This is a genomic window from Clostridium isatidis (assembly GCF_002285495.1).
Taxonomy (GTDB): domain Bacteria; phylum Bacillota; class Clostridia; order Clostridiales; family Clostridiaceae; genus Clostridium; species Clostridium isatidis.
On sequence record NZ_CP016786.1, the window covers coordinates 2256766 to 2268474 of the forward strand.

Consider the following 11709-nt stretch of genomic DNA (forward strand, 5'->3'; position numbering starts at 1 on the left):
TTATAATTTTTTCAAATTATCTGAAAATTTAGTCTAGACAAATTTCTAATTTGATGTATAATATAATCAAAGATATCAATTGATAATAATTATTAGTTGATTAAGGTTATCAATAATTTATAAAAATGTTATTAATGAGGTGATTATATATGAATAAATTTAGTTTAAGACCATTACCATATGCATATAATGCTTTAGAACCATATATCGATGCTTTAACAATGGAAATACATCATGACAGACATCATCAAGCATACGTGGACAATTTAAATAAGGCTTTAGAAAAATATCCTGAATTCTATGAAAAGAGTTTAGAGGAAATATTATCGAACTTAGATGCAATACCAGCAGATATTAGACAAGCTGTTATAAATAATGCTGGAGGACTTTACAACCATGATTTCTTCTGGAATATAATGTCTCCAGATCATAATCAAGAACCATCAGGAGCTTTACTTGATGCTATAGTTAAAACTTTTGGATCAGTAGAAGAATTTAAGGCTCAATTTGCTCAAGCAGCTGCATCAAGATTTGGTTCAGGCTGGGCATGGTTAGTTAAAGATGCTGAAGGAAATCTAAAAATTATAAGTACAGCTAACCAAGACAGTCCAATTTCAGAAGGCTATAAGTTAATAATAGGCTTAGATGTATGGGAACATGCTTACTACCTAAATTACCAAAACAAGCGTCCTGCATATATTGAAAATTGGTGGAAGGTTGTTAACTGGAAACAAGCAGAAGAAAATTTTGCTAACTAATAATTAGAAAGAGGCTTTATCGAAGGAAATCTGCTCCTTTGATAAGTCCTTTTTTTATAATAAGCTGCTTGTGCTTCTGCTTTAGTATTTTTTTCTTCAAAATTTGTCCATGTGTTTTACATACTAACTAAAAAATCATAAATAAAATTATATCTACATAATAAGTTATTTTAATATTTCTTTTTCATATTCTCCCAAGCATCTTCACTAATCTTTGTACCTTCTGGAACTTGATGTAAACACTGATTCATACTTTGATATTTATTAATATGATAATTTTCTGCTGATGCTAAGCGTTGCATATCTTTAAAATAATTATCAAACTCAAAATGAACTTCTTCTAATACCTCTATAAATACCTTTATTTTCTCATTCTCTCTTGCTTCATTTAATATTGAAATAAAATGTTTTCTATTCTTCATCATAGAAACATGTCCATTAGATGAAAACATTCTATCATATATACTTTCTGAACGTCCAACATATACACACTTTTTATTTTTTTCTAATTCATTTTCAACAAAAATTCCATAAACACCCATTATCGGATTATTGACATCTTCAATTCTATTATCAATAAAAATATTTACTTTTTCTTTTAACCATTTTAAACTCGTATTTCTATTGTTCATCATTATTTTCCTTCCTATATTAAATACTATCCCTTTCAACCTTATTTACTTCCATGTTTTTTCTTATATGCCATTCCCATAAATGCCACACCACTAAAAAACAGAAAATCGTAAATAAAATCTATCCATCCAATTATATCTTTACTATAAACTATTTCATAGGCAAAAGATACAACAAGAGTAAATATAATTCCTATTGATATTAATACTATCCCTATAAGCATCATTGTTTTATCTGATAATGCTTTTATTATTAAGATTTTAGTAATATTATAAAAATAGACTTAGATATTAGGTTATCTAAGTCTATTTAGCTTAATATTTAATTTATAATATGTACTAATTACTTATCTGATTTAAATTTACTAACTCCATCAACTAATTCTTTTGATATGTCTCTTAGTCTTGAGGCATAAGCAGATACTTCTTGAGCACTAGCCATCATTTCCTCTGAAGATGCTGCAATTTCCTCAGTAGTAGCTGATACCTCTTGAGATACTGATGAAACTCCTTGGATTTTATCCATTACAATTTCCTTAGAATTAAGAGTGCTGTCTATGTATTCATAAGTATCATCAATTAAAGGAGTAATGTTTGAAAAAGCATTAATAATATCTTTTAATGAATTAGTTGTCTGTTCTACAGCCCTTACCTGATTTATTATAAGTTCTTCAACATCCTTTGATGTTTTATTTACTTCATCTGTTTCATTTGTAATTGAATTTATTAATAAATTTATCTGCTCTGTAGCATCCCTAGATTCTTGAGCAAGTTTTCTAACTTCTTCAGCTACAACTGCAAATCCCTTGCCTGCTTCTCCAGCTCTTGCTGCTTCTATAGCTGCATTTAAAGCTAGAAGATTAGTTTGCTCAGATATTCCATTTATAGCTTCAGTTATACTTCCTATTTGAGATATACTAGTTGATAAAATACTAACTTTTTTAACTACTTCATTAAATCCATTTCTTAAGTTAGTAAAGGAAGTTAATATATTATCTATATTTTCAACTTCTTCATTTGCTTTAGTTCCAGCATCATCAACATTAAGTTTTACTACATCCATTTTATTATGTATACCTTCAATTTCTTCCGCTAACCTTGACATATAATTAGTAATTTCTAAAATGTCATTTGCTTGACTTGTAATGCCTTGTGCAACTTCTTGAATAGCATAACTTACATCAGTTGATGCAGAGCTTAATTGGCTAGATGAGGAAGAAAGCTGTTCTGACATTTCACCTGTTTCATTAGTTTTACTTTGAATATTTACTATTATATCTTTTAAATTATTAACCATATCTCTAAAACTAGAAGCAAGAACTCCTATTTCATCTTGGCTTCCAACAGTTATAGAATGATATAACTCTCCATTAGCTATATTTTTTGAGGAAATTGAAAGTTCCTTAATTGGTTTTATAACTGATCTAGAAATTAAAGCTAATAAAGTAAAAATAATTATAAATAAAACTATTGCTATTATGGATGCAATGATTATTATATTTTGAATAGTATCTTCAACATTTTCTAGGGAAAGACCAATATCAATAACACCAATAATATCATTTCCTTCTTTTACTGGAACAATAATACTATATACATTAACTTGTTCTCTATCAAAAAAATACTTAGCTGTATAAGTTTCTCCTTTTTCTAATACATTCTTAACCGCCTCATCTTCACGTACTGTTCCAACTTCCTCTGCTATTGAATGGGCAACTATATTAAAGTTCTTGTCTACATAGGAGGCATAAACTATGTTTTCTTCCTTTTTTATACTATTTATTAAAGCTTGATAGCCAACACTATCACTAAAGCTTTGAATTTTATTAGCCAAAATTCCTATTTGAATAACTCCGCCACTATTTCTTTTTACATAACCATATTTATAGTAATCATCTGTTTCTCTACTTTTTCTAATATTCTCCATATATACATCAGCTTCGCCCCTAAGAACTATACTAGCCTTATGGTCTGCATCGTAAACACTGCCTATACTAGTTTCTAAATTAGAATTTATAATTTCTCCTTCTTTATTTCCAATATTTATTTCATCTATTTCAAATTGTTGAGCAATTTTCTTTAAAAAATCATTACTTATGGATTTTTCATTATCATTTATGAAATTAGCTATGTTTTTAGCAGTTGCTTCAACATTTGAATTCATTATTTCTAAAGCAGTATCATTTATTTCAAGTTGAGAAACAGCCTGATTTGCAATCATTATTCCATCTGTCTTTACTTGTTTCATAATTGATTCTTTAGCAATAAAAATTATACTTGCCGTTATAAGCAAAATGGCTATAAGAACGCTAATAATAGGTATAAATCCAATTTTAAACCTTAATGTTTTTTTGTTTAAACCTTTCATAAGTATCCACTCCATATAATATACTTCGATTAAATTATATATCTCGTAAAATATTTAAACAATGAAAATATATAGTATACTTTTCCAATTCTAATTTTCTTTATTTTTCATATGATGACATAGTTTACAATATTAGGATTGGATTTCTTTTCTTAAGTTGTGCAATCAAGTTATTATCCATTTTTGTAGTTATTTTTCATATTTAAAGCCAACACTTATATAAGCATTGGCTTTAAACATAAATACTATTTCTTTTGTAAAAGAACTTTATAATCATATGGGAAAAGTTCAATTTCACTATCTAATAAAAGCTCCTTATCTTCAAGACAGTCCCTAAGCTTTAAATTTCTCATTTCTTCTGGAAGGCTAAACTTCTTATTTTTTTCACCCATATTTAAAATCACATATAAATCTTCTTCCCTGCCCTTCTTTTTATAGCTTAAGACATTATCAAGGCCTTCAAGTTCTATCCAGCTAAGATTTTCAGACCTAAAGCTCTTATACTTTTTACGAAGCTGGATTAATTTTTTTATAAAGGAGAAAAGTTCCTTATTCTGCTTATCTTTATCCCAAATCATTGGCTGTCTGTTAGTATGTTCTACCCCTGTCATGCCAATTTCGCTGCCATAATAGATAGATGGAGAGCCAGGAAAGGTCAGTAGTATTAAGTAGGCAAACTTTGCAAGCTCTACTCTTTCCTGCACCAAGCTAAAGAAACGCTCAGTATCATGACTGTCTAGGAGGTTAAAGAGATTTCTTGTTAAATGCTTTGGATAGCTTACTAAGAGCCTGCTTAATTCAACTTTTAAGTCATCTAGGCTGTATTTCATTTTTTCCTTATTATTTAATCGGAAGCAGGACCAGATAGGAGTTGAAAACTCATAATTCATAACAGCATCAAACTGGTCTCCCCTTAGCCAAGGATAGGAATTATCCCAATTTTCTCCTAGAATATAGAGGCTTGGTTTAATAGCCTTTAATCTCTTCCTTAATTCCCTCCAGAAATCATGGGATACTTCATTTGAAACATCCAGCCTCCAGCCATCTATATCATATTTTTCAACCCAATAGCTTGCCACCTTTAAAAGATATTCCCTGGCAATAGGGTTACTTGTATTCCACTTTGGCATGGACTGGGTATAGGCAAAGGTGAAGTAATTTAATTCTTCCCTTGGAACTACCTGAGGCTTACCATTTATTATTTCTCCTGCTACTATTGGCTTATTAGGATTCAGAACATAGAAGCAGTCAAAGTATTTAGACTTACTTCCCTTCTTTACTACATCCTGCCAGTAAGGATGGTTAAAACCACAGTGGTTAAAGACTGCATCCAGCATGACCTTAATGCCTCGCCTATGGGCTTCTTCAACCAATTTTTTAAAGGTCTCATTATCTCCTAATTCCTTATCAATCTTAAAGTAATCTGTAGTATCATACTTATGCTGGCTAGGTGACTCAAAGATTGGATTTAGGTATATCCCATTAAAGCCAGCTTCCTTAATATAATCAAGCTTTTCTATAATTCCCTGTAAAGTTCCTTCCTTACTCTTTTCTCCCCCATAAAAGCTCTTTGGAAAGATCTGATACCAGACAGTATTTTCTACCCAGTCTGGAGCCTTATATAAATCTTCTTCATTTATATAGGGGTAGTTAAAGTAATTTGATAGGTCATACAGTCTATCCTTATCTTCTGTGTATGGATGCCTGTAGTGGCTTCCATAGATATATTTTTCCTTATCATTTTCCAGGATGAAGCAGTATTTAATTCTTCTCCACTTTATATCCTTAATTTCTGCAAACCAGCAGTCATGATCTCTTGTAATCTGCTCCTTTTCCATTTTAATCTTATATACTGAGGCTATATCAAAATCATATATGCCGCTTCCATCCTTTCTTGGAATCCAGTTAAAGGGATCTACTGCTAATATTTCAATATTCTTTACTTCATTTTTGCCAGTTTTTATTCTTACATGAAGGGTCTCCTTATCATAGGCATAGGCAAGATTGCTTTTAGCTTCATGTATAATTGCTGCAAAATTCATGCTAGTTTCTCCTTCCTTATTCGCTTGCAACCAAGGCTTCAAAGTCACTTTGGGCTTTTGCTGCTCCTTCCTCTGGACTTAGGTTTCCATCAAATACAGAATTTAATACTCCCTGCATTATTGTCCAGTAGTAGGACATTCTTTTTGAGCTTGGCATAGGAACTGAAGTCTTAAAGGCTTCTGAAAATACTCTTAATTCCTCATCATCCTTTAGGCCTTCTATATTAGATATATCTTCCCTGGCAGTAATTCTGTAGGCTTTATCATATAAAATTTGAGCAGCTTCTTCTGAGGCTAGGAATAGGGCAAATAATTCAGCTGCCTTTGGATATTTTGAATAGGAAGATACATAGGCATTTTGAACAGCACTAAAGGATTTTAACTGCCTTCCATCCATAGTTGGCAGAGTTGTTACTCCAAAGTTTACCTTTTCATCCTTTAGGGACTTGATTAGCCATGGTCCTATTGGATAGTAAGCAGTTTTTCCTTCCTTAAAGTTTTGTTCAAGAAGGGACATGGTCTCCATTTTTAAGTCTTCTGCCTTAATAGGAATAATTTCTTTAAGCTCTGCTATCTTTTCTAAGCCCTTTTTAAATTCTTCACTATTAAATCCTGGATTATCTTCATCTATTCCATCTGCCCCAAATAATTCAAAGCCATAAAGACTTAAAAAAGGAAATGCTGGATAGCCATCTGTTGGAACAGTTAAATACCAGAACTTATTCGAAGCAGGATCATTATATTTAAGGGCTTCTTCCATAATCTCTTCCATGGTCTTAGCTGCTTCTCCCTTAACTAAGTCCTTATTATAAAGCAGGGCATAAGTTTCTATAGATACTGGCACCCCATAAATCTTTCCATTTGTACTAACAGTTTTTACTGCTACTTCATTGATTTCATTCTTTACTGTCTCTGAAGACTTTTCACTTAGCTCTGCTAAAAGACCTGCATCCTTTGCTGTCATAAACTTATCATGGGCTGCCATAAATACATCAGCCCCATTGCCAGCTGGCCCATCTAACATCATTTTATTAACTGAATCTAAGCCATTTTCCTGAACATTAACCTTTACCCCATATTTTGCCTCAAAGGCTTCTGCAATAGCTTGTCCAAATTCTGAATCTCCAGATAGGGTCCAAAAGGTCAGTTCCGCTCCTTCCTCTGGTTTAAGTTCAGCACTATCATTAAAAGCATTTTCATCTTCAGTTGGTATCTCCTTTTTAGAACATCCAGTTATAGCAGCAGCTATAATTGATGCAGCTAAAGTTAAACTTATTATTTTTTTAAATTTCATTTTATACCCCCTCCTAATTAACTTTTATCAGCTCCGGCAGAGACGCCTTGAACTAAATATTTTTGGAAAATAATAAATACTATTGTAATTGGAATAGCAATTAGGATTGCTCCTGCAGCAAAGATTGTAAAGTTAACACTCTCCTTTCCATTTATTAATGCAAATAAACCAACGGCTAAGGTTTTTGATTTATCTGTAGACAGCAGTATGTTTGGTAAAATAAAGTCCATCCAAGGAAGCATAAATTGGGAAACAGCACAATAGGTGATAATAGGCTTGGACATAGGAACTATTATCTTGTAAAAAACCTGAAACTTGCTGCAGCCATCAATATAAGCTGCCTCGTCTATGGCATATGGAACTCCATCTAAATAACCCTTTACCAGCCAGGTATTATAGGGTATTGCCCCTACTGCATAAACAATTATCATGCTTATTGGCTTTCCTATCAGACCTAAAAGAAGAAATAGGGTATATATGGCTGTCATTGACAAAAATGTAGGGAACATTGAAATTATCATTATTGTCACAAGGCTTGCCTTCTTCCCCCTAAATTTAAATCTGGACATTATCCAAGAGGTCAGCATGATTAAAATCAAGGAAAATATTGTACTGGCAACTGCAATTTTTAAGCTATTAAAAAACCATAGCGAATAATTGGTCTCTGCAAATAGTCTTCTAAAGTTATCTAGGCTTAAATTGCTAAAATTTATTTCTGTTAAGGGTCCACTTCCCTTTTGAAAGGCAGAAAGTATAATCCATAAAACAGGCACTATTACTATTAAGGACATAATAATAAGCTCTAAATTTACTAAAAATCCTGTTATCTTCTTTTTCATGATCTTCCTCCTATAATTCCTTGAAAGCTACAGTTCTTCTAAAGTTCCAATAGGATACAGCCCCTATGATGATAAATAGTAAAACGCTCATAACAGCCGCAATATCATACATCTGCTGATTTAAGGTCAGCTTATATATCCAGGAAATTAAAATATCTGTATCCCCTGCAAACTGCATTTTTTCATTTATAGGTCCCCCTTGAGTCAGAAAATATATTGCCCCAAAGGAGTTAAAATTAGCTGCCATGCTCATAATTAAATTGGGCAGAGTAGCCTTAAATACTAGAGGCAGGGTTATTTTCATAAAGGCCTGAAATTTATCTGCTCCGTCAATATAAGCTGCTTCATACAGGCTCTTATCTAAGTTTGACAATACTCCCAACATCATAACCATAAAGACTGGAAAGCCAAGCCATAGATTAACCACTAAAACTGTGACTTTAGCTATATTTGGATCTGATAAAAATGGTATGTTCTCTGAAATAATTCCCAGCTTTAATAGGAAGCTGTTTAATGGTCCAAATTGCCCATTTAAAAGATTTCTAAAAACCAAGAGGGAGATCATTTGGGGAATTGCCCAAGGCAGTATTAAGATTGTTCTAAATAGTTTTTTAAATTTTACTCCCTTATGATTTAATATTATTGCCTGCAAAAGACCTAAAAAATATGAAGATAAGGTGCTTACTAAGGTCCAGGTTATTGTCCAAGCTAATACCTTAATAAAGGTCTTTGACCAAATTGGAACTGTAAAGATTTTTTTGAAATTAGCAAGTCCAACCCAATCTAACAGCTTTCCTGGAGGAAGGTGATCCCTATTGTAATTTAAAAAGGCTGTTAAGATTGAGAAAATTATTGGCATAATAACTACAAATAAGAAGGCAGCTCCAATTGGCATTAGGATTAAGTAAGGAAAATTTTTATTTTTAAATTTTATAAAGTAATCTTTTGAGCTTATATATTCTCCACTTTCCTCTATCCCTTTAGCTGTTTGATAGGCGTCTTTAAGATTGAAAATATAAACAGCTATAAAGATAACTAAAGTAAATAAAGCTATTACTCCGTTAATTAAAAGCATGGTAGAATGGTCTCCATACTTTCCCCCTGCCTTTTCTCCTAAGGTAATCAAGCCCCAAAAGCCCTTTGTAAAAAATCCCCCATGGAGCCTGATTGAGAAATCCTTTACATAACCTGCAAAATATTCAAGCCAATATCCGCTGAATAATTCAATTGATATCATCAATAACTGAAATGCAAATAGGATAAGTCCCTTTAATCTTTGCTTACATATAAAAAACTGTCCGCTTCCCCAGAAAAAAATTGATAAGATTAATGCCTTTTTTCTTTTCACCCTAATCTCCCTTTCTTAAATAATCTAAAAACTTCCTCGTTTATTAAGATTTTTATCTTCTCTTAAATTTAACTTATGCGTTTAACTTACTGAAATTATAACCTTTTCTGTAAACAATCTCAATCTATAATTGCTTTTTATGGCTAACTTTGGAAGTTCTAACAAGCCTCTCTTTATGTAAACTATCTTCTATTTACTTAAATTTTTTTGTTAAGTAAATTATTAAATAAAAAAGTCTAGAAGCTGCAAGACTTCCTACAGCTGCCAGACTTTTATTAATCACTTAATTTTTTGTAATTATAAACAAAAGAAAATTGTGCTTTTGTATACTTGCACAATTTTCTAAAGCTTTTTATTTATTTTTTAGTGATTTTATATATATAACATGATTATTCTCTTCTTTATTTTCCAGCCTTAATAATTTTTCCATAACTTCTACTGCCCTTTCTGCCTTTTCCCTGTTGCTTACAATAATTCTCTTAGTATCTGGCAACAGCATAATATCCTTTTCGCTGTTTACAACTACACAGAGATTTTTATTATCTACATACCTTTCTAGCTGCATGCCAAGAAGCTCACCAAGGACCAAACCCTTTTTATCCTTTCTCTTCTCCAAAAACTCCCTAAGATTATTTTCATATTTATTAATAAAGATATCCTCCCTTGGCACCCTTTTTTCTATGGTCTCTAAGCTTGTCTTATTTGAATAATCATCCATAACAACATAATAGTCCTTTCCTAAATACTCCTCTGCTTTATCCATGACTTCATCAAAATCAGTTAGGATCTTATAAAAGATGTCATCCTCTATGTATCCATCTATAAAAATTGCAGGCACATAAAATTGATTGGCGATTTTCTTAAAGGTTCCCTTATCTAAATCCACTATAAAAATCGCATCCAAAGAACGCTTCTGTCCTATTTCTAAATCCTTCATAACTTCCTTACTCGGCAGTAAAAGCACATCATAGCCTAAAGCATTTAACTTTCTCTGCATTTCCCTTGCTAAATCGTAATAGTTATGCAATTTGCTCTTTTTATTTTCAGCTTCTATGTTGATTATTATTCCAACCATATAACTTCTCTTGCTTGCTAGGGACTTGGCATTCATATTGGGAACATATTTAAGCTTATTGGCAGCCTCAAAAATACGCATCCTTGTTTCATGGCTTATCTTTTCCTTGTTTGAATAATTTAAAACATAGGAAACAGTAGCTGTCGAAACTCCAGCCTCCCTTGCTATATCCTTCATTGTTACTCTTTTTGCAGACATCTAACCACCTCTATACCCTTACTTATGCCTTTAAGTATACATTGGGAAATCGTTAGTGTCAATTTTGGCATTCTCGTCTTGAGAAATAATACTTCCAATATATCTAGTTACTAACACTGGAGACTTTTATGACTTTATTGCATATAGTCTAGGATTTACTTTGTACTGGATAATAAATGGGTTTTCCAACAAAGATATGAGTTATGGTGTGTAATAAAAGAGCTTTTCAAATTTTATTGAAAAGCCCTTTTAGAATTTAAGTTTTATATTCTATTTCTTGCTTATACTTATATACAATCCCTAATAAATTAGAATCATTACCTAAAATCGCTTTAACTATAGTTGGCTTTATTTTATGGAATGTTTTTATTTTCAATATTTCATCAACCTTTTCTTTTAAAATATCTATATACTTATCATTAGAACTAATTGCCCCGCTGATAATGATAACTTCAGGATCTATAATATACTGAATGTTTATACAGGCCAATGAAAGATAAGTAATATATTCTTCAACTGCTTTTTTTAATTGTTTATTTTTATCAAATTCATTAAAAAGCTCTATTCCATTAGTGATTTTACCCTTATGAACTTCTCTAGTCTTTTCAACAATCCCGCCTACAGAGCTTAATCCTCCTAAAGAATTAAAATTCATATTTTTTACATCATTTCTAAGGAGCATATATCCTAGTTCACCAGCACTATTATTAACCCCTTTAATTATTTTTCCGTCAATACATATTGCCCCGCCAATTGCCGTACCTACTACAAATAGGGCAACATTCTTTTTACCCTTGGCCTTTCCATTCCAAATTTCTCCAAGTAATGAGCAGTTTCCATCATTTTCAATAATAACTTCAGCATTAACTTTCTTCTTTATGTCTCCTAACAAATCTTCTCCTATTATATAACTTAAAGCAGAACTTCCTTCAATTATTTTCTTTTCCTTATTATAACTTTCCGGACAACTAATCCCTATAACTTCTTCTATATCATCAGTTTCATCATATATTTTACAAATATAATCAACTAATTCCTTATAAGTATCTTGAATCTTAATTATTTTTTTATAAATCAGTTCTGCTTCCTCTGTGACTATTCCATATTTTAGATTTGTTCCGCCTATATCAAAGGCTAAATACTTTCTCATATTGC

Annotated in this window: 10 protein-coding genes; 1 reads left to right on the forward strand and 9 read right to left on the reverse strand. The window is 31.6% G+C overall.

Annotated elements, in window-relative coordinates:
* Window positions 1-149: 149 nt before the first annotated feature.
* Window positions 150-758, forward strand: coding sequence for a superoxide dismutase (locus BEN51_RS10660; protein WP_119866046.1), 609 nt, complete (start codon window positions 150-152; stop codon window positions 756-758).
* A 170-nt stretch (window positions 759-928) separates the two neighbouring features.
* On the opposite strand, the gene BEN51_RS10665 is transcribed toward BEN51_RS10660, so the two are convergent.
* The 9 genes from BEN51_RS10665 to BEN51_RS10705 all read right to left on the reverse strand — a co-directional run bounded on the left by BEN51_RS10665 (window position 929) and on the right by BEN51_RS10705 (window position 11704).
* The gene (locus BEN51_RS10665) at window positions 929-1393 is read right to left on the reverse strand and encodes a hypothetical protein (RefSeq protein ID WP_236906205.1); all 465 of its coding nucleotides are present in this window, start codon (window positions 1391-1393) and stop codon (window positions 929-931) included.
* A 38-nt stretch (window positions 1394-1431) separates the two neighbouring features.
* The gene (locus BEN51_RS10670) at window positions 1432-1617 is read right to left on the reverse strand and encodes a hypothetical protein (protein ID WP_119866047.1); all 186 of its coding nucleotides are present in this window, start codon (window positions 1615-1617) and stop codon (window positions 1432-1434) included.
* Window positions 1618-1733: 116 nt separating this feature from the next.
* Complete coding sequence (locus BEN51_RS10675) at window positions 1734-3758, reverse strand: methyl-accepting chemotaxis protein (RefSeq protein WP_164704109.1); 2025 nt, start codon at window positions 3756-3758, stop codon at window positions 1734-1736.
* Between the two features lie 245 nt (window positions 3759-4003).
* Window positions 4004-5800, reverse strand: a complete 1797-nt coding sequence (locus BEN51_RS10680) for a glycoside hydrolase family 13 protein (RefSeq protein WP_119866049.1) — start codon at window positions 5798-5800, stop codon at window positions 4004-4006.
* 16 nt (window positions 5801-5816) lie between these two features.
* On the reverse strand, window positions 5817-7094 hold the full coding sequence (locus BEN51_RS10685) for a sugar ABC transporter substrate-binding protein (RefSeq protein WP_119866050.1): 1278 nt from the start codon (window positions 7092-7094) through the stop codon (window positions 5817-5819).
* A gap of 17 nt (window positions 7095-7111) precedes the next feature.
* A complete protein-coding gene (locus tag BEN51_RS10690) occupies window positions 7112-7933 on the reverse strand; it encodes a sugar ABC transporter permease (protein WP_119866051.1) in 822 nt (273 codons plus the stop codon).
* A 10-nt stretch (window positions 7934-7943) separates the two neighbouring features.
* The gene (locus BEN51_RS10695) at window positions 7944-9281 is read right to left on the reverse strand and encodes a carbohydrate ABC transporter permease (RefSeq protein WP_119866052.1); all 1338 of its coding nucleotides are present in this window, start codon (window positions 9279-9281) and stop codon (window positions 7944-7946) included.
* Between the two features lie 352 nt (window positions 9282-9633).
* Window positions 9634-10554 (reverse strand): LacI family DNA-binding transcriptional regulator, encoded by a 921-nt coding sequence (locus BEN51_RS10700; protein ID WP_119866053.1) that lies wholly within the window; start codon window positions 10552-10554, stop codon window positions 9634-9636.
* A 256-nt stretch (window positions 10555-10810) separates the two neighbouring features.
* Window positions 10811-11704 (reverse strand): ROK family protein, encoded by an 894-nt coding sequence (locus tag BEN51_RS10705; protein WP_119866054.1) that lies wholly within the window; start codon window positions 11702-11704, stop codon window positions 10811-10813.
* Between the last annotated feature and the right edge of the window lie 5 nt (window positions 11705-11709).

Coding starts and splice junctions, on each gene's coding strand:
- BEN51_RS10680 (WP_119866049.1), bottom strand. CDS start 5,800: ATGAATTTTGCAGCAATTATACATGAAGCTAAAAGCAATCTTGCCTAT.
- BEN51_RS10660 (WP_119866046.1), top strand. CDS start 150: ATGAATAAATTTAGTTTAAGACCATTACCATATGCATATAATGCTTTA.
- BEN51_RS10690 (WP_119866051.1), bottom strand. CDS start 7,933: ATGAAAAAGAAGATAACAGGATTTTTAGTAAATTTAGAGCTTATTATT.
- BEN51_RS10685 (WP_119866050.1), bottom strand. CDS start 7,094: ATGAAATTTAAAAAAATAATAAGTTTAACTTTAGCTGCATCAATTATA.
- BEN51_RS10670 (WP_119866047.1), bottom strand. CDS start 1,617: ATGATGCTTATAGGGATAGTATTAATATCAATAGGAATTATATTTACT.
- BEN51_RS10665 (WP_236906205.1), bottom strand. CDS start 1,393: ATGATGAACAATAGAAATACGAGTTTAAAATGGTTAAAAGAAAAAGTA.
- BEN51_RS10700 (WP_119866053.1), bottom strand. CDS start 10,554: ATGTCTGCAAAAAGAGTAACAATGAAGGATATAGCAAGGGAGGCTGGA.
- BEN51_RS10705 (WP_119866054.1), bottom strand. CDS start 11,704: ATGAGAAAGTATTTAGCCTTTGATATAGGCGGAACAAATCTAAAATAT.
- BEN51_RS10675 (WP_164704109.1), bottom strand. CDS start 3,758: ATGAAAGGTTTAAACAAAAAAACATTAAGGTTTAAAATTGGATTTATA.